General features: G+C 33.1%; 14 protein-coding genes. 9 read left to right on the top strand and 5 right to left on the bottom strand.

The features are described 5' to 3' along the window. Position 1: 1 nt before the first annotated feature. Positions 2 to 1,459 (bottom strand): FMN-binding glutamate synthase family protein, encoded by a 1,458-nt coding sequence (locus K5V07_RS05025; protein WP_370632450.1) that lies wholly within the window; start codon positions 1,457 to 1,459, stop codon positions 2 to 4. Between K5V07_RS05025 and K5V07_RS15060 the strand changes: the two genes are divergently transcribed. Continuing rightward, positions 1,436 to 1,564 (top strand): hypothetical protein, encoded by a 129-nt coding sequence (locus K5V07_RS15060; RefSeq protein ID WP_370632451.1) that lies wholly within the window; start codon positions 1,436 to 1,438, stop codon positions 1,562 to 1,564. The genes K5V07_RS05025 and K5V07_RS15060 overlap by 24 nt on opposite strands. A 39-nt stretch (positions 1,565 to 1,603) precedes the next feature. Here K5V07_RS15060 and K5V07_RS05030 read toward each other — a convergent pair whose 3' ends face one another. Further along, on the bottom strand, positions 1,604 to 2,368 hold the full coding sequence (locus tag K5V07_RS05030) for an NYN domain-containing protein (protein ID WP_221916632.1): 765 nt from the start codon (positions 2,366 to 2,368) through the stop codon (positions 1,604 to 1,606). Positions 2,369 to 2,632: 264 nt separating this feature from the next. On the opposite strand from K5V07_RS05030, the gene K5V07_RS05035 reads away from it, so the two are divergent. Continuing rightward, a complete protein-coding gene (locus K5V07_RS05035) occupies positions 2,633 to 3,895 on the top strand; it encodes a pyridoxal phosphate-dependent aminotransferase family protein (RefSeq protein ID WP_144892541.1) in 1,263 nt (420 codons plus the stop codon). A 68-nt stretch (positions 3,896 to 3,963) separates the two neighbouring features. Here the strand turns inward: K5V07_RS05035 and K5V07_RS05040 are convergent, their stop codons facing one another. Further along, entirely contained in the window at positions 3,964 to 5,082 is a 1,119-nt protein-coding gene (locus tag K5V07_RS05040) for a GTP cyclohydrolase (protein WP_221916633.1), read from the bottom strand. 22 nt (positions 5,083 to 5,104) lie between these two features. After that, positions 5,105 to 6,064: a transporter gene (locus K5V07_RS05045; protein WP_221916634.1), complete on the bottom strand. Its 960-nt coding sequence runs from the start codon at positions 6,062 to 6,064 to the stop codon at positions 5,105 to 5,107. A gap of 131 nt (positions 6,065 to 6,195) precedes the next feature. Between K5V07_RS05045 and K5V07_RS05050 the strand changes: the two genes are divergently transcribed. From K5V07_RS05050 to K5V07_RS05075, 6 genes are all read left to right on the top strand, one after another. After that, positions 6,196 to 6,480: a DUF4834 family protein gene (locus K5V07_RS05050; RefSeq protein ID WP_086455067.1), complete on the top strand. Its 285-nt coding sequence runs from the start codon at positions 6,196 to 6,198 to the stop codon at positions 6,478 to 6,480. Positions 6,481 to 6,533: 53 nt separating this feature from the next. After that, positions 6,534 to 8,951 (top strand): YfhO family protein, encoded by a 2,418-nt coding sequence (locus K5V07_RS05055; protein ID WP_221916635.1) that lies wholly within the window; start codon positions 6,534 to 6,536, stop codon positions 8,949 to 8,951. A 61-nt stretch (positions 8,952 to 9,012) separates the two neighbouring features. Then, the gene (locus tag K5V07_RS05060; RefSeq protein ID WP_221916636.1) at positions 9,013 to 10,302 is read left to right on the top strand and encodes a glycosyltransferase family 4 protein; all 1,290 of its coding nucleotides are present in this window, start codon (positions 9,013 to 9,015) and stop codon (positions 10,300 to 10,302) included. A gap of 38 nt (positions 10,303 to 10,340) precedes the next feature. Continuing rightward, positions 10,341 to 11,807 (top strand): lipopolysaccharide biosynthesis protein, encoded by a 1,467-nt coding sequence (locus tag K5V07_RS05065; RefSeq protein ID WP_221916637.1) that lies wholly within the window; start codon positions 10,341 to 10,343, stop codon positions 11,805 to 11,807. A gap of 201 nt (positions 11,808 to 12,008) precedes the next feature. Next, on the top strand, positions 12,009 to 12,317 hold the full coding sequence (locus K5V07_RS05070) for a hypothetical protein (protein WP_167496939.1): 309 nt from the start codon (positions 12,009 to 12,011) through the stop codon (positions 12,315 to 12,317). Between the two features lie 48 nt (positions 12,318 to 12,365). Continuing rightward, positions 12,366 to 13,163 (top strand): DUF3575 domain-containing protein, encoded by a 798-nt coding sequence (locus tag K5V07_RS05075; RefSeq protein WP_144892471.1) that lies wholly within the window; start codon positions 12,366 to 12,368, stop codon positions 13,161 to 13,163. A 58-nt stretch (positions 13,164 to 13,221) separates the two neighbouring features. On the opposite strand, the gene uvrA is transcribed toward K5V07_RS05075, so the two are convergent. Continuing rightward, positions 13,222 to 16,020, bottom strand: a complete 2,799-nt coding sequence (uvrA, locus tag K5V07_RS05080; RefSeq protein WP_221916638.1) for an excinuclease ABC subunit UvrA — start codon at positions 16,018 to 16,020, stop codon at positions 13,222 to 13,224. 176 nt (positions 16,021 to 16,196) lie between these two features. Here uvrA and K5V07_RS05085 point away from each other — a divergent pair, with 176 nt between their 5' ends. Beyond that, on the top strand, positions 16,197 to 19,007 hold the full coding sequence (locus K5V07_RS05085) for a triple tyrosine motif-containing protein (RefSeq protein ID WP_221916639.1): 2,811 nt from the start codon (positions 16,197 to 16,199) through the stop codon (positions 19,005 to 19,007). Positions 19,008 to 19,050: the final 43 nt, after the last annotated feature.

Here is a 19,050-nt window from a genome sequence, read left to right on the forward strand (position 1 = left end):
TTTAGTTCAGAACTCGATTCAAATTATCTGGGAAATACAAATCAGATAATTTTGTAAACTCATCACCACGCATAAAAATGCTACTGTCAACATCTTGAAAACTAGATTTTCCTGACGCTGCCAAAAGTTCGTTGGCGGCATGTAACGTATTGTGGTGAAAATGATAAACCCTTTCAGACTTGTCGGTTACCACTAATCCTTTCATGAGCATTTTATCCTGAGTGGCTACTCCTGTTGGGCAAGTATTATTGTTGCATTTCAAGGCTTGAATACATCCTAGTGAGAACATAAATCCTCTAGCTGTATTGCAAATGTCTGCTCCCATGGCAATGGCTCTTAAAATGGCATGACCAGTTATTATTTTACCGCTAGAGATAATTTTTATTTTATCTTTTATGTTGAACTGGGTTAATGTTCTATTTACAAAAATAAGTGCTGGTTCTAATGGCATGCCTACTCCGTCAGAAAATTCCAGAGGTGCAGCACCCGTTCCGCCTTCTGCACCATCAACCGTTATAAAGTCTGGAAAACAATTTTGCGCTATCATTTCTTGACAAATGGCTTCAAATTCTTCGGTTATTCCAATGCACAGTTTAAATCCAATGGGTTTTCCATTTGATGCTGTTCTAAGTGTGTTTATGAATTGTATCAAACCACTAGCATCATGAAAAGCAGAGTGGCTCGGTGGTGATAGAATAGTAGTATGCGGTTCTACGCCGCGTATCTTTGCTATTAAAGGAGTGTTTTTACTTGCAGGAAGTACACCTCCATGACCAGGTTTAGCACCTTGTGATAGTTTAATTTCTATCATTTTTACAGATGAGAGATTTGCTTTTTCTGTAAATTTTTGAACATCAAATGCTCCATGCTTATCTCTACATCCAAAATATCCAGTTCCTATTTGCCAAACAATTGCTCCGCCTTGAAGATGGAATTCCGTTAAACCTCCTTCGCCTGTGTTATGATAAAAGTCGCCTTTCTTTGCGCCATTATTAAGTGCAATGATTGCGTTCTCGCTTAAAGAACCAAAACTCATCGCGGATATATTGAGTAAAGAAGCTGAGTATGGTTGTTTGCAATCTGGTCCTCCTACAACTACTCGGGGTAGCTCTTCATTGACTTTTACAGGAAATATGGAGTGCTTGATGCCTTCGTAATCGGGTTGGTTAAGATGTAATTGTGTTCCAAAAGCCGTTGTAGCGCTTAAGTTTTTTGCTCTTTGGTAGACTAATGACCTTTCATTTCTTGAAAAAGGCTTGCCATCTGTATTTCTTTCTATGAAGTATTGTTGTATTTCTGGAGCAATACTTTCAAATAAATACCTAAAGTATCCTAAAACGGGGAAGTTTCTTAATATGGTATGCTTGGTTTGTACGCTGTTGTAAACTCCAACAATTAATGTTAGGAATAAAATGAAACTAAGGAAGTACGCTTTTTGAAAATAGATGTTTATGATCACGCTTACTATCAAAGAAAGGAAACCAAAAAGGAAAAATTTTGTTCTCATATATTAAATTTCAATTTGAAAATGGCTTTATATTCAAAATGGATAAGTTCTTGTTAAAAATGTTTTTAATTTTGGAAACCAAAGATAGAAAAGATATTAGCTAAATCGTAAACGTACATAAACGTGTTTGATTCCTTTTTTATCTGAGTCGCGCTCATCTATTTCAAGAATATCTGTTAAGGATTTCAACATCGGAGTTAGTTTTGAAAAACCATAATTCCTTGGATCAAACTCGGGTTTCTTTTTTACAATTAAATTTCCAACATCACCTAGAAAAGCCCATCCGCTATCATCACCAATATCTTCAATGGTAGATTCAATTAATTCTATAGTTTGAAGGTCTACTTTATTTAAGCTTTTAGGAGATGGTTTTTTCGGATCAGCTGCTGTTCTTTTTGGTTCTTTCTTTTTGATTGCTCCGTCCAAGACTTCAATGTACACAAATCGGTCACAGGCTACAATGAATGAATTGGGGGTTTTTTGTTCGCCAATTCCTATGACCTTCATTCCAGATTCTCGCAATCGAATGGCAAGTCTTGTGAAATCAGAGTCACTGGATACAATACAAAAACCATCTACTTTATCGGAATAGAGTAAATCCATGGCATCAATAATCATGGCTGAATCTGAGGAATTTTTGCCTACCGTATAGCTGTATTGTTGTATAGGAGTAATGGCATGTTCTAATAATACACTTTTCCAACCGCTAGCATTTGGTTTAGTCCAATCGGCATAGATGCGTTTTGTAGTAGGCGTACCAAACTTAGCAATCTCTTCCATCATTCCTTTTACATTACTGTAGGGAACGTTGTCAGCATCAATAAGTACTGCTAGTTTTAATTCCTTTGTATTGTTAGACATAAATTTAAATTTATTTTAGTAAGTCAAATATACAAAGTTTATTGTGTTATACTTAGTATGTTTAGCATTTGATTTGCTTAAAACTGCACTGTAAAAAGGGATTCTTGGAGTTTTTGTGTCACTTTGTTTAAATTTTAGGGTTTGAATATCTGAATTTTCGTAGGATTAGATTGCTTGAAAAATAAATTTACTTTCAAGTCCTTTATAAAATTTAAATAATTATTTTTGCAACTTCTTAAAATTAAAATTATTACTTTACGTATTATGGTAAAAGATTTATTCGAAAGAATTCAAAACAATAAAGGTCCTTTAGGGAAATGGGCTTCACAAGCTGAAGGGTATTTTGTTTTTCCAAAATTAGAAGGTGAGTTGGGACCAAGAATGCAGTTTGGAGGTAAAAATATTTTGAATTGGAGTTTGAATGACTATTTAGGTCTAGCCAATCATCCTGAAGTTCGTCAGGCTGATACAGATGCCGCTGCACAGTATGGAGCCGCATATCCTATGGGAGCTAGAATGATGAGTGGTCACACTAAATATCATGAGCAATTAGAGAATGAGTTAGCCGCTTTTGTTATGAAAGAATCAGCTTACTTGTTGAATTTTGGATACCAAGGAATTATGTCCACTATTGATGCTTTAGTGACACGTAACGACATTATTGTATATGACGTAGACGCACATGCATGTATTATAGATGGAGTACGTTTACACAGTGGAAAAAGATATACTTACAAGCACAATGATCTTGAAAGTATGGAGAAAAACCTGCAACGTGCAACTAAAATGGCTACTGAAACAGGTGGTGGGATTTTGTTTATTACCGAAGGTGTTTTTGGTATGCGAGGACAACAAGGTAAATTGAAAGAAATTGTTGCTTTAAAAGAAAAGTACAATTTCCGTTTGCTAGTTGATGATGCACACGGTTTTGGAACCTTAGGTAAAACAGGAGCTGGAGCAGGTGAGGAGCAAGGTTGTCAAGATGGTATCGATGTTTACTTCTCGACATTTGCAAAATCGATGGCTAATATTGGTGCTTTTGTAGCCGCTGATAAAGATATTATTGATTATTTAAAATACAATTTACGTTCTCAAATGTTTGCCAAAGCATTGCCAATGATTCAAACTATTGGTTCTTTAAAAAGATTGGAATTGTTGCGTAACAACCCAGGATTGAAAGATAAACTTTGGGAAAATGTAAACGCATTACAAAACGGATTAAAAGAGAGAAACTTTAATATTGGTGATACTAATACGTGTGTTACTCCAGTTTATCTTGAAGGAAGTGTTCCAGAAGCTATGGTGATGGTAAATGATTTAAGAGAAAATTATGGTATCTTTTTAAGTATTGTAATCTATCCTGTAATTCCAAAAGGAATTATTTTATTGCGTATGATACCTACAACTTCACATACTATTGATGATGTTAATGAAACATTGACAGCATTTGAAGCTATACGTGAAAAACTAGAAAATGGTACTTATAAAGAAATTGCAAGTAGAACTACTGTTGATTTAGACGCTTAAAATCTTATTCTAAAATTATAAAAACCATCTGTTACTTTTAAACAGATGGTTTTTTTATGTCTGGATTTTTACAATTCAACTCTAAAAGTACAACGCTTTTTGTGTACTTGAGGGTCAAAATGTTTCCACAGATTTTGAATGGCAACATTATCCGCAAGTTCAGGAGTTCTAAAGCAGTTTAAGATCCCTTTTTCTTTAAAGGTTTCATAACATTCCTTGAATAAAATGGCAGTTACAGCTTTGTTTTGGTATTCGGGTAGTACACCAATCAGATAAAAAATCACATTTTTACTTTGTTTTCTAGCCTTGAGCATGTGTAAAAAACCAAACGGAAACAACTTCCCTTTGGATTTTTGTAAAGCCTCAGCAAAATCAGGCATTACGATACTAAAAGCGACAATGTTATGATCTTTATCTTCTACAAACTTTATAAATTCAGGATTGATAAAGCTGATGTATTTTTTCTTAAAATACTCTTTTTGTGTGTCAGAAATAGCTACAAAAGAGGATAGGGAAGCGTAGGATTTATTGAATAAATCAAACATTTTATCCACGTGCGGCATTACTTCTTTTGTGGTTTTAAAGTTCAACGGACTCAATTGATATCTTTTTTTTACCAAATCATTTGCCTTTTCAAAAAACTCAAGTTTTACATTTTCAAAAGGAAATTTACTCTCTAAATATTCTTTCTCAACTTTAAATCCTAGTTCTCTAAAATGGTTTGCGTAATAAGGATTGTTGTACCACGTGATCATGGTACCAATTTCATTAAAACCTTCGGTCATTACCCCAACTTTATCAAGATTTGAAAATCCCATAGGTCCCTCTATATGATCTAAATTGTTTTTTTTGCCAAGTTCGTAAACTTTTTCTAATAGAGCTTTTGTTACTTCGATGTCATCAATTACATCAAACCAGCCAAAACGGACTTTTAATTTCTGTTGGTTTTTTACTTCGCTCCAATTTATGATTGCTGTAATTCGGCCAACGATTTCATTGTTTTTTTTGGCTACATAAAAATAGGCTTCTGCATTTTCAAAAGCTGGATTTTTTGTTTTATCAAATGTTTCGAGCTCATCTGCAATAAGCGGCGGAACCCAGTAGGGATTATTTTTGTAAAGGGAAAAAGGAAATTTAATGAACGCTGTTAATTCTTTTTTTGATACGGCTTCGTGTATTGTAATCATGTTGTGTATTAGAATGTTTTTATTATCCTTTTTTAATTTTTTTAGCTACTTTTTTTGCTTTAGCTTCTTTTTTATCAGGTTCTACATCAATGCGAACTTCTTTGTATTTGCCATCATATCGCCATGAAAAACCGATTCCACCAAATAAAGCGGATGGAGTTTCTTTTAAACTAGTACCTACAGAAGCGTCTACTTGCATGTTTTTGTTTAGTAAATAAGCTGCTCCACCTCTCACAATGGCATCTGCGTACAAGTCACTTTTTATGCCTTGATTTTCTACAAAACCAGACCATTTATTATTAAAACCACGTGTTAAGGTAACGGCATAGCTATAACTAGGAAATTCAGTACCTATATAATCAGCAATGATGTTTGAAACTAAAACCCATCTTCCGTCACCAAGATTGTTTTGCGTAATCAACATTGCTTTTGGCGAGAATTGAGCAGGGTATCTACTTTCGGTTGGGTTTCTGTTTGAAAACGCATACGGATTATTCTCTGCCGAATAATTTACACCTACAAAACCTGAAACAGCAGGGATTAATTGACGCCAGTGAAACGCCTTGTTTGCTTTCCAGCTATATAGGTTTACTTTTTTCTTATAATTTTTATTAGGGTCGTAAATTAAATATTTAGCTCCTAATACAAGTTGTTTAAAATCAGCAATAGCGGTTTTGCTGAACAAAGAAGTATACGTTTCATTTTGATATTGAATATCAGCTATCAACTCTAAACGTTCCAGAAACAAACCCCAGCGCAATGTGGCGTCAAGGCCAAAACCATTTGCTTCATACCCCAATAAATTGTGTTTTTGATTGATTCCGTAAACCCCTGTTTCAACCTGAATCACTGATTTTCCCACGGCAAATGCAGACATGGTTTCTCCGGGTCTATTAGAGTTTATTTCATCGGTATACTGTGCATATTGAATACTTGGAATTGCAAAAAGCGCCGCTACAAGGAATGATTTGAATTTTCGCATGATTATTTTTTTGTTTTTGTCTAACATAGCTTTTCAAAAGTACTATAATTTATCATTTAATTAAGAATGATATCTTAATTTTGTCCCCAAATATAGTTCTGAATTTATTATTTTTGGAAAAAATTACCTTTATGCAAACAGCTTCTTTTAAAAGTGTTTTAAATACAATTTTATTTATCATTGCATTTTACTACATATTCAAATTTTTAGCAAAACTATTTTTGCCATTAATTATAAAAAAAGTAGTAGAAAAAGCAGGTCAAAACATGCAACAACAGCAGTATCAGCAAAAATCTTGGAACAATACACAGCAACAGCAGCAACAAGATGAAATAATTTATAGCACAGAAAACGTAAAAAAACCTCGCGAAACTAAAAAAGTAGGGGATTACGTGGACTATGAAGAAATAGATTAAACCGTTTTGCTTGAACCACATCAATACATTTATTAAATCCAATACATTATAAATTGAAAATAATTAATAAGTTTTACCCACACGCTCTTGCCATTTTTGGTTTTGTTCTTGTTTCCTTGATTTACTTTTATCCAGTTTTGCAAGGCAAACAAATTTTCCAATCGGATATTGTTCAATATACAGGCATGGCCAAGGAGCAAAACGATTTTAGAGCCGCAAATGATGTAGAACCGTATTGGACTAATTCAGCCTTTGGAGGTATGCCTACGTATCAATTAGGTGCCAAGTATTCGCATGATTATATTGGTGCTCTGGATGATGCATTGCGATTTTTACCTCGTCCTGCTGATTATTTATTTCTTTACTTTTTAGGTTTTTATGCATTATTATTAGTGCTGAAAATAGATCCTCTAAAGGCCTTCTTCGGAGCCTTGGCTTTTGGATTTTCCACTTATTTGATTGTTATTTTGGGTGTAGGGCATAATGCAAAAGCACATGCAATTGGGTACATGCCACTTGTTGTTGCGGGATTTATTTTGGTTTTCCAAAAAAAATACGTGTTGGGTGGTTTGATAACACTTTTCGCGACAGCATTAGAGATCAATGCGAATCACTTTCAAATGACGTATTACCTCTTGATTTTCCTTTTAATACTTTCGGGGTATTTTATTTATAAGCACGTAAGAGAAAAGGAATATAAGGCATTACTATATTCTTTTGGAGCTTTAGCAGTAGCTTGTATTTTTGCGCTTGGTGCCAATGCAACTAACTTGTTGGCTACTTCTGAATATACTAATTTCAGTATCAGAGGGAAAAGTGAGCTTACATTTAACCCTGATGGGACTAAAAACCAGACTACTTCATCCATGTCTAAAGATTATATTACTGAATATAGTTATGGTGTAATGGAAAGCTTTAACCTTATTGCTCCTCGTCTTTTAGGAGGTTCAAATAATGAAAAAGTAGGCAAGGATAGCCACATGTTTGAATTCATGATAGGACAAGGAGTTCCAGAGGATCAAGCAACTGATTTTGTCTCAGGGATGCCTACTTATTGGGGAGATCAACCCATCGTGGCAGCACCGGCTTACATAGGAATTGTAGTTTTCTTTTTGGCAGTGATGGCTTTGTTTTTAGATCAAAGAAAAATTAAATACGTTTTCTTAGCAGGTGCATTTGTTTCCTTACTGCTTTCTTGGGGAAAAAATTTCCCTTTATTAACTGATTTTTTTATTGAATTTATTCCGTTGTATGATAAGTTTAGAGCAGTGTCCTCTATTCAGGTAGTTTTAGAAATGTGCTTCCCAGTACTTGCAATAATGGGATTACAATCATATTTCAAATCGGATAAAAAAACGCAGTGGAAATCGTTGTATGAAACAACAATTCTTTCACTTGGCATACTTCTTATTTTGTTTTTAAGTAAAAGCATGTTTAGTTTTTCGGGTGGTAACGATGCGTATTTTCGAGAAAGTTACGGACCTGATTTTGTAAGCGCTTTAAAGGAAGATAGAATGAGTTTGTTTAGTGCAGATTTGCTTCGCTCTGCTTTCTTTATAATATTGGTAGCTGGAGTTTTGTGGCTGTCTTTAAAGGAGAGATTTGCACAAAATACTGCTATCATAATTGTAGGTTTATTGATGGTTTCTGACTTGTTTTTTGTTGCTAAAAATTATGTTTCAGGTAAAGATTTTGTGAGCAAGTTTCAAGTAGAAGCTCCTTTCCAAGAATCTCCATCAGATGCGGAAATTTTAAAAGATACTTCAAATTATCGTGTTTTTGAGGTTGGGGATATTATGGGGGCGAGAGCGTCTTATTTTCATAAATCTATTGGTGGTTACAGTGCTGTGCGACCAAGAAGGATGCAGCAATTACTAGATTATCAAATTGTAAAAAACAATATCGAAGTGCTGAACATGCTTAATGTGAAGTATTTGATACAGAAAGATAAAGAAGGTAAAGAATTTCCGGTTGCTAACCCTGATGCCAATGGAAATGCTTGGTTTGTGAGTCAGGTGAAACAAGTAAATACTCCCGATGCCGAAATGAAAGCTTTGGATAAATTAGATTCTAAAAATACGGTTGTCATTAATACAAAGGAGTTTCAAGTTAAAAATACGGCTTTCGCCAAAGATAGCGCGGCTACAATATCTTTAGTTACGTATAAACCAAATTACATCAAGTATACTGCTACCAATAAGAATGAAGGCTTCGCTGTGTTCTCTGAGGCTTATTATGGCAATGGGTGGAATGCTTACATTGACGATAAAAAAGTGGATCATTTGAGAGTTGATTATCTTTTAAGAGGATTGCCAATACCGGCAGGAAAACATAAAATCGAATTTAAGTTTGAGCCTCAAGTTGTAAAAACGGGTAGTACGATTACGCTGATAAGTGCAGTTGGAATATTGTTACTGCTGATTGGGGGAATTTATTACGAAAAAAAGAAGAACCCGAAGAACGTTGATTAATTAATGTTGTTTTATATTTTCGGAGTAGTTGTCAGGAATTTTTTAATTCAACAGGAATAAATTGAAAAATAATAAAATTTTAATAATTACCTATTATTGGCCACCAGCTGGAGGACCAGGAGTGCAGCGTTGGCTTAAGTTTGTAAAGTATTTGCCAGATTTTGGCGTTCAGCCTTTTGTTTATATTCCGGAGAATCCTACCTATCCTATTGTGGATCAAAACCTTGTAAGTGAGGTGTCAGATCAAGCAATTATTGTCAAGCATAGGATTTTTGAGCCTTATCAATTGGCCTCTTTTTTATCCAAGAATAAAACTCAAAAAATGAATTCGGGGATTATTCCCAATCAAAAAAAGCAATCTTTTTTAGATAAAACTTTTCTTTGGATTAGAGGCAATCTTTTTATTCCAGATGCTCGCGTTTTTTGGGTAAAACCATCAGTATCATTTTTAGAAAAATACATTTTAGAAAATGATATTGATACCATTATAACTTCGGGTCCGCCACACAGTTTGCATCTTATTGGATTAGAATTAAAACAAAAATTAAATCTAAAATGGTTTGCTGATTTTAGAGATCCGTGGACTACAATAGGCTATCATAAATCCTTTCGGTTATCAAGTTTTGCCGCCAAGAAACATAAAGCTTTAGAGCATCAAGTTTTGAATGCAGCTGATACGGTTATTGTCACTAGTAAAACTACTAAAACAGAATTTCAAGCGATTACAAATAAACCAATTTCGGTAATTACCAATGGTTATGATACAGAGCAAATTGAAAAACAAGTATTGGATTCTAAATTCTCAATGGCACACATTGGTTCTTTTCTTTCTGAGAGAAATCCAAAGATGTTATGGGAAGTGCTGCTGGAACTGCTAGAGGAAATCCCTAGTTTTAAATTGAATTTAGAAATAAAACTAATAGGCGCGGTCAGTCAAGAAGTTTTAGAAACTATTTCTCAATTCGGGTTAAATTCATATTTGAATAATTTGGGTTATGTTTCACATGCAGAAGCTATTGCGCACCAAAGACGGTCACAGGTTTTGTTGCTAATCGAAATCAACTCTGAAGATACTAAAAGCATTATCCCGGGAAAACTTTTTGAATACATGGTTTCCAATAGGCCTATTATTGCAATTGGGCCTCAAGATTCTGATTTTGCTGAAATTATTACCAATACCAACACAGGTGTATTTTTTGACTATTCTGAGAAAATGAAACTTAAAAGAGTAATTTTGGACTTTTATGATCAATTTTTAGAAGGAAGGTTGCAATCCAATGGAGTTGGTTTACAAAACTATTCTAGAAAAAACCTTACTAAAGAATTAGTTCAATTGCTTAACAAAATATAGTAAAGTAAAGCCTGTTTGTGTTTTACAATCATTAAATAATGGGAATAGTATTAAATCAATCATTAAAGAATACCATAATTACCTACGCCGGTTTTGGAATAGGAGCAGTGAATACACTTTATTTATATCCTATTTTTTTAGGTGCTACGTATTATGCTCTAGCTAATTATATTTTATCTGTTGCCAATGTGATTATGCCTTTGTTTGCAATAGGGATGCAAAACACATTAGTCAAGTTTTATTCTCAATATAAAACGGATGAGGAGAAAGCTCAGTTTTTATCCTTTACGGTATTATTTCCGCTATTGTTATCGATTCCCTTAATCTTTATTGGGTTTTTATTTTTTGATGATATTTTATTTTTTGTTTCCAAAAAAAATCCAATTGTAAAAGATTTTATCTGGTTGATACCGTTTATTGGGTTGTCAATGGCTTATTTCGAAATATTTTATGCTTGGGCACGAGTGCATATGCACTCCGTTTTTGGTAATTTTATTAAAGAGGTTGGGCTTAGATTGTTGTCATTACTAGCATTAGTAGGAGTCTATTATAAGTGGATTACCATTGTTGATTTTATATATATTACAGCAGGGATTTACTTTTTGGCACTTGTAGTCACTATGGCTTATGCTTTTTATATCAAGATGCCTAGTTTTCAAATTGCGGTGCCTAAAAACGTTAAAGATATTTTAGAGTATACTTTTTATATCATTTTATCAGGTAGCGTTGCCAATTTACTTTTGGATGGAGATAAAATTATGCTTAACCAATACATGGTTATTGATAATATTGCGTATTACTCTATTGCAACCTTTATAGCGTTAGTGATATCCGTTCCTAGTCGAGCCATGCATCAAATTGTTTATCCGATTACTGCAAAATTAATGCACGATAACAAACTCACGGAGTTGAATGTATTGTATAAAAAAACATCTATAAATCTGCAAGTTGTTGGTGGTTTTGTAATGCTAGGTATTTTTGTTAATATTAATCAGTTGTATGAAATTGTTCCGAAGGAATATAGTGGTGGAATATTAGTGGTTTTTATGATTGGAATTTCTAAGTATTTTGATTTGATTCTTGGGAATAATAATGCTATCATTTTTAATACAAAATACTATCGTGCCGTTTTATTTTTAGGTGTATTTTTAGTAGTGGTAGCCATTGGTTTAAATGCTATTTTTATTCCTCTTTACGGGATTATGGGTTCTGCATTTGCTACATTGGTTTCTATAACATTGTATAGTATCGCTAAGTTGCTTTTTGTTGTCAAAAGATTGCACTTATATCCTTTTACAAAGCAAACTTTACATTCACTAGCAATTACATTTTTGTTGTTTCTTGTGTTTTATTTTTGGGATTTTCCTTTTAATCCTATTTTAAATATTTTACTGAAATCAATCTTGATTACAGTATTGTATGTGTATGTTAATTACAAATTTGTTGTATCAAATGAGATCAATGATGCTATAAATGTGGTTCTCAAAAAAATAAAGCTTTTATAAAGAATTATCGCAACTGTAAAGCCTAATTTTAAAGGTATATTAGTCTATTTCTTGTTATTAAATTCTCTTGGATTTCTAGTTTGAATTTTTCATTAAAAATAATTAAAATATCACTAAAAGTGGGTATTGTTGGTGTGTGATTAAGATGGTAATTTTGTGGTGCATTATAAAATAATATAAAGTACAAAAGGACTCATTTAAATGGTACATACAACGTCACAAGCAGAAAGCATAAATGCTAACTTGGTTAAATTTTCAACTCTTTTGAAAGGAAAAACTAAAGAAGGATTTGTAGTCGTGGAACGCAATGATAAACTTCCTTATGCGGTATTATTGAAAAAGAAAAAGAAAGTAAACCACATCTATAATTTTGCAATTTTTTGTGCAACTTTAGGGTTATGGTCTTTTGTATGGATTTACATTACGCAAGTTTCATCAAAAGCTAAAAAAATTCTAATAGCTATAGATGAGGATGGAAATCCATTTGAGGAAAAATGCTACATGGGATAATTTTTCTTATTTTTGAAATCAATATTCAAATATTTTAATAGACTCATTATGAAATGTAAATTACTTATCCTTGCAGCTGTGCTGTTTAACATTAGTATTGCTGTTGCACAATCTCCTGGAGAAATTGATAGTAAAGAACGTATCACTATCAGTGATGATGTAGATTCTCCAAAAAAGAACAACTTTAAAATCAGTTTAACCAGCTTAATTTTTGGAAACTATCAGTTGCAATACGAAAGAAGTCTTACTAAGCGCATTGGACTTGTTGTAGGGTATAGTTTTATTCCAAAAGGAGCTGTGCCATTTAGAACACAACTAAATGACTTAACAGCTGATAATGCAGATACACAAGGTATATTTGAAAATGCAGAATTGGGTTACAAAGCTTTTACTCCAGAGATTAGATTTTACTTAGGAAAAGGGTATGGAAAAGGATTTTATGTAGCTCCTTTTTATAGAAATGTACAGTATGATATTAACAATGTAAATTTTACTTTTAGCAGTGACGTTGCAGGTGTAACAGAGCAAAATCTAGCTATGGGTGGTAAGCTTTCGGCTAATTCTTTTGGGTTGCAATTAGGTGCTCAATTTAATTTAGGCAAACATATCATACTTGATTGGTGGATTGTAGGTCCTCATTATGGTACTTCAAAAGGTGATTTTGTGGGAATAACTGACAGAAACTTAACTACTTTTGAACAACAAGAGTTGAAAAAAGAACTGGATAATATTGAACTTCCATTATCTGATATAAAAACAGAGGTCAATGCTCGTGGTGCTAAGATTAATGTGAGTGGTCCTTGGGGTGGTGTAAGAAGCGGAATTAGCTTAGGATACCGATTCTAAATAACTTATTACAAATATTAAAAGCCGATATACTTGAAAAAGTATATCGGCTTTTTTGTTATTTTAGAACTGCTTTTAAATAGGTTCCAGTAATAGATTCTTTATTTTTTACCACCTGCTCTGGAGTACCAACCGCTAATAATTTCCCTCCATTTTCTCCTCCTTCGGGACCAAGATCAATTAACCAGTCGGCACATTTTATTAAGTCTAGATTGTGTTCAATTACAATAATGGAGTGTCCTTTTTCTATTAAAGCATCAAAAGACGCCAATAGTTTCTTAATATCATGAAAATGTAAACCGGTTGTGGGTTCGTCAAAAACAAATAAGGCTTTGTCTTTTGTGGCTCCTTTTACTAAAAATGAAGCCAGTTTTATACGCTGTGCTTCTCCGCCAGAAAGAGTAGAGGACGATTGTCCTAGTTGAACATAACCCAAACCTACATCTTGAAGAGGTTGTAGTTTTTGAGTTATTTTTGTTTGTTTCTGAGCTGTAAAAAAAGCTATTGCATCATCTATAGTCAAGGTTAGAATTTCATGAATGTTTTTCCCTTCAAAAGCTACCTCTAATACTTCTTTTTTAAATCGTTTTCCGTGGCAGGTTTCACATGGTAATTGCACATCAGCCATGAACACCATCTCTACGTTGATAGACCCTTCTCCTTTGCAAGTTTCGCAGCGCCCACCATCAACATTAAATGAAAAATGTTTGGCTTGGTATCCTCTAACTTTTGAAAGTTTTTCTTTGGCATACAAATCACGAATGTCGTCATATGCTTTGATATACGTTACCGGATTTGAACGTGAGCTTCTACCTATTGGGTTTTGATCTACATATTCGATATGTTTTATTTGCGAAAACGAACCTGATATTTCTGAGAATTGACCTGCTTTTTCACCAATATTTTCTAGCTTTTTTTGCATAGCTGGAAAAAGAATTTTCTTTACCAATGTACTTTTTCCACTTCCCGAAACTCCAGTAATGACCGTTAACACATCTAGCGGAAATGTAACATCAATATTTTGTAAGTTATTTTCTCGAGCTCCTTTAATTTCTATGAAGTTCTTAAACTGTCGGCGTTTTTTTGGTACCGAAATTTCTAAATCACCATTCAGATATTTTGCTGTAAGAGAAGTAGATTTTAATATTTCGTCAAATGTTCCTTGAGCCACTAAATTTCCACCAAGACTACCAGCTTCGGGGCCAATGTCAATGATCATATCTGCTGCTTTCATGATATCCTCGTCATGCTCTACAACAATAACAGTATTTCCTAAATCTCGTAAAGACAGTAGTACTTTTATTAGTCTTTCAGTATCTTTAGGGTGTAACCCGATGCTTGGCTCATCCAAGATATACATAGATCCTACCAAGCTACTGCCAAGTGAAGTAGCTAAGTTAATACGTTGTGATTCACCACCGGACAGTGTTGCTGAATTTCTATTGAGTGTTAAGTAATCAAGACCTACCTCGGTTAAAAAAGATAACCTGTTGTTGATTTCAATTAGCAATCTATTGGCTATTTGTTTTTCATAAGAATTTAATTCTAAGTTTTTGAAAAAAGTAACCAAGTGTTTTATTGGTAAATCAACCAAATCAGAAACTGTTTTTTGATTGATCTTAACATAAGAAGCTTCTACACGCAGCCTTTTTCCTTTACATGAGGTACACTTTGTCTTGCCTCGATAGCGAGAAAGCATTACTCTGTTTTGGATTTTATAGTTTTTTTCTTCAAGCTCTTTGAAAAAATCATTTAGACCTTGAAAATATCCATTTCCTGTCCAAAGAACTTCTTTTTGTTCTTCAGTAAGTTGATAAAAAGGTTTGTGAATGGGAAAATCAAATTTGTAAGCTTTGTTAACTAACTCGTCACGATACCAACTCATACTATCACCACGCCATGGAAAAATGGCATTTTCAAAAACAGATAAAGTAGTATTGGGAACAACTAGTTCAGCATCTATACCAATAACGTTTCCGTAGCCTTCGCACACTGGACAGGCACCATAAGGATTGTTAAAACTAAACAAATGTACATTTGGTTCTAAAAAAGTTATACCATCTAGTTCAAAATTATTTGAAAAAGTATGTTTAATATGGGTGTTTAATTCTTGTAAATAGCAAACGCCTTTCCCTTCAAAAAAAGCAGTTTGAACAGCATCTGCTAGGCGGTTGTAAAATTCTTCTTCAACTTCGGGATCTTGGTTAACCACAATACGGTCAACTATTAAATAAACTTCCTTTTCATTTATTTCATCTGGAATGGTATCCAGCCTAATCATTTCATTGTTTACAAGGATTCTTGCAAAACCTTGTTGCAAAAGAACATTAAGTTTGTCTTGTAGTTTGCGTCCGGGTTCTAAATGAATAGGAGCTAGTAATAGCCACTTACTGTTTTGCTCTAATTTTTTGACCGCATTTACAACATCAGTTACTGTATTTTTTTTGACTTCAACACCAGAAACTGGGGAATAAGTGCGTCCTATTCTGGCAAAAAGTAATTTTATATAATCATAGATTTCTGTAGAAGTACCAACAGTTGAACGTGCATTTGTAGTATTTACCTTTTGTTCAATAGCAATAGCTGGAGCAATACCTTTAATATATTCTACCTTTGGTTTATCGAGTCTGCCAAGAAATTGACGGGCATAAGAGGATAAGCTTTCTACATACCTACGCTGTCCCTCGGCGTACAAAGTATCAAATGCTAAGCTTGATTTTCCAGATCCTGAAAGACCTGTAATAACCACTAGTTTATTTCTAGGTATAGCAACATCCACGTTTTTTAAATTGTGTACTTGCGCTCCTTTTATAATAATATTTTTCTTTGGGTCTAGTTTAGAAAGGTCAACTTGCATAAAAATGATAATTTTTACAAAAGTAATCAATTTTGAACAGAGATTTTAGGATGAACAACTCACAAATAATGATTAAAACTGAGGTTTAAAAGTCAATTTTGGCCTTGTATGGTATTTATGTTTTCCATCCGATAAATAAGTACTATTTTTAGATTTATTTTTGACAAAACAAACGAATGCAACCATTGAAAACAAAGTTATACCTTATTCTTTTTTTATGCTGTTTTTGTGCCTTTTCACAAGAGCTGCCGCCTATTGTAAAATATAGTTCTGCAACGTATGGCGCAGGAAATCAAAACTGGATGATTTCACAGGATAAAAAGCAATTTATTTATCTAGCAAATAATGAAGGACTTCTAGAATTTAATGGTGCTAACTGGGAATTGTATCCGTCTCCAAACGAAACTATTATACGATCTGTAAAGGTTATAGGGAATAAAATTTATTCTGGTGCCTACATGGAATTTGGTTTTTGGAAACGAATATCCAACGGGAAACTTAAATACTATTCCTTAAGTAAAAAAATAAAAAACAAAATTCTTGATGATGAACAGTTTTGGAATGTTTTAGATTTTGAACAATGGGTTGTTTTTCAGTCTTTAAATAGAATGTATATTTATGATACTAAGACCGATACTTTTAACATAATTAGTCCAAAAAATAACATTACTAAATCTTTTCGTACTAAAGATGCAATTTATTTTCAAATAGCAAATGAAGGTCTTTTTGAAATAGAAAGTGGTACGTATCGTCTTGTAACCAATGATCAAATTGTATTGCAAAATAAGTTGGTAAATATTTTTGCTGATGATGATGGACTCCTTTTACAAACGCAACAAAATGGTTTTTTTAAACTTATTGATGAACGTTTGAAAAAAATTAAAACAGATGTAGACGATGAATTTGCAACAGGAAATGTGTATTGCAGTCAAAGGTTAAGTGATGGAAGTTTTGCCTTGGGAACTATTTCAAATGGTGTTTTTATACTTGATACAGCAGGTAAATTGAAATTTCATATCACTCAAAATAAAGGTTTGAGTAATAATACTGTTTTATCACTCTATGAAGATGTTGATCAAAATGTATGGTTGGGCCTTGACAATGGTATCAATTGTATCAATTTGCGTTCGCCCATTCAAAATTATAGTGATGATACAGGAATATTGGGGACTGTTTACACCTCTTTAAAATGTAACGGGAACTTATATGTAGGAACAAATCAAGGATTGTTTTTTAAAAAGGATTCTGTACAGGAGGAATTTCGTTTTGTGAGTGGTACTAAAGGTCAAGTTTGGTCTTTATTTGAAATTGATGGAACTCTTTTTTGTGGTCATGATTCAGGGACATTTATTGTTGAGAATGGGATGGCTAAGAATATTTTCTCGGCCTCTGGAACTTGGAAATTTGAAAAGGTAAAAAATAATAAAACAGTACTATTACAGGGCAATTATTTCGGTATTTCAGTTTTAGAAAAAAGAAATAATCAATGGATTTTTAGAAATAAAATCACAGGTTTTGATTATTCGTCTAAGTATTTTGAGATTTCAAAAAATTCAGATATATATGTAAGTCATGAATATAAAGGGATTTATAGACTGGAACTTGATAAAGATCTATTGAAAGTACAACGAGTTCAGGCTTATAAAACACCTCAAAAAGGGAAAAATGCAAGCTTAACTACCTTTAATAATGAAATTTATTATGCTAATAAAGCAGGTATTTTTAAACTGAATCAAAAATCTAAACAGTTTGTAAAAGATACTATACTGAGTGCTGTTTTTGAAAAAGATGAATACACATCTGGAAAATTAATTGTTGACAATTCTAATAAGATTTGGTTGTTTTCAAAGAATTACATACATTATTTTTCGCTGAGTAAATTTAGCAAGCAACTTACTCAAAATTTAATTCCCATACCAGCAGCTTTGACAAACTCTATGTTGGGATATGAAAATATAACTCAAATTTCTCACTCTAATTATTTAATAGGAACAACGGATGGATATTATATTTTAAATTTAAATGAATTAGGTTTAAAGAATTACAACGTTTCATTATCAGGAATAACTACAAATAAACAAAACGAATCGTTTCAAAATCAAAGTATTCTAAGTGAGGGAAGTTTTGATCATGATGAAAATAACATTTCAGTTTTTTATGCTGTACCCGAGTTCAATAAGTATATAAATGTAGAGTTTCAGTACTTACTCGAAGGGTTTCAAGAGGAATGGAGTGAATGGAGTGCAAAGTCATCCGTTAATTTTAAGAATCTACCTCCTGGGTATTACACCTTAAAAGTTAGAGCAAAATATGCTAATTCCACTTTAGATAGTACGATATCCTATTCGTTTAGAATAAACAAACCTTGGTACTTTACTCATGTCGCGCTTTTGATTTATTTAATTGTGCTAGTCTGTGCAGCAAGATTTATACACAAGGCTTACAAACGCTATTATGAACAATTAGAAAAAAAATTAATAGAGGAGAACAATCTGTTATTAGAAATAAAAGAGTTGGAGAACGAGCAAGAGGTTATGCGAATTAAAAACGAACAACTTTCTCAAGTGGTTGATTCAAAAAATAAAGAATTGGCTGCATCTACAATGAGTTTGAATAGTAAAAATGAGTTGTTGGCTTTTATCAAAGAAGATTTGAAAAAAACAACTGAGGATGGCAATAAAAGTATAAAATCTGTAATTTCTACCATAAATAAAAATATCAATCAAGGAGACAGTTGGAGTATTTTTAAAGAGGCATTTGATAGTACCGATAAAGATTTCTTGAAAAAAATGAAGGCGGCGCATCCTACATTAACTCCTAATGATTTAAGATTATGTGCTTATTTAAGACTTAATCTATCCTCCAAAGAAGTAGCACCTTTATTGAACATATCTGTACGAAGTGTAGAGATAAAACGATATCGTTTGCGTAAAAAAATGGAATTATCGCATGAACAAGGACTTGTAGAGTACATTTTGGCTGTATAGGTCATCACTTTTTAGGTCTAAAAAACTATACATTACCACAACA

The sequence above is a fragment of the Flavobacterium sp. CHNK8 genome (assembly GCF_019774515.1).
Lineage (GTDB): Bacteria > Bacteroidota > Bacteroidia > Flavobacteriales > Flavobacteriaceae > Flavobacterium > Flavobacterium tiangeerense.

What these genes read in the sequence shown, in the direction of transcription:
- K5V07_RS05040 (WP_221916633.1), bottom strand. Translation starts at nt 5,082, where the DNA reads ATGATTACAATACACGAAGCCGTATCAAAAAAAGAATTAACAGCGTTC.
- uvrA (WP_221916638.1), bottom strand. Translation starts at nt 16,020, where the DNA reads ATGCAAGTTGACCTTTCTAAACTAGACCCAAAGAAAAATATTATTATA.
- K5V07_RS05035 (WP_144892541.1), top strand. Translation starts at nt 2,633, where the DNA reads ATGGTAAAAGATTTATTCGAAAGAATTCAAAACAATAAAGGTCCTTTA.
- K5V07_RS05075 (WP_144892471.1), top strand. Translation starts at nt 12,366, where the DNA reads ATGAAATGTAAATTACTTATCCTTGCAGCTGTGCTGTTTAACATTAGT.
- K5V07_RS05070 (WP_167496939.1), top strand. Translation starts at nt 12,009, where the DNA reads ATGGTACATACAACGTCACAAGCAGAAAGCATAAATGCTAACTTGGTT.
- K5V07_RS05085 (WP_221916639.1), top strand. Translation starts at nt 16,197, where the DNA reads ATGCAACCATTGAAAACAAAGTTATACCTTATTCTTTTTTTATGCTGT.
- K5V07_RS05050 (WP_086455067.1), top strand. Translation starts at nt 6,196, where the DNA reads ATGCAAACAGCTTCTTTTAAAAGTGTTTTAAATACAATTTTATTTATC.
- K5V07_RS05065 (WP_221916637.1), top strand. Translation starts at nt 10,341, where the DNA reads ATGGGAATAGTATTAAATCAATCATTAAAGAATACCATAATTACCTAC.
- K5V07_RS05045 (WP_221916634.1), bottom strand. Translation starts at nt 6,064, where the DNA reads ATGCGAAAATTCAAATCATTCCTTGTAGCGGCGCTTTTTGCAATTCCA.
- K5V07_RS05030 (WP_221916632.1), bottom strand. Translation starts at nt 2,368, where the DNA reads ATGTCTAACAATACAAAGGAATTAAAACTAGCAGTACTTATTGATGCT.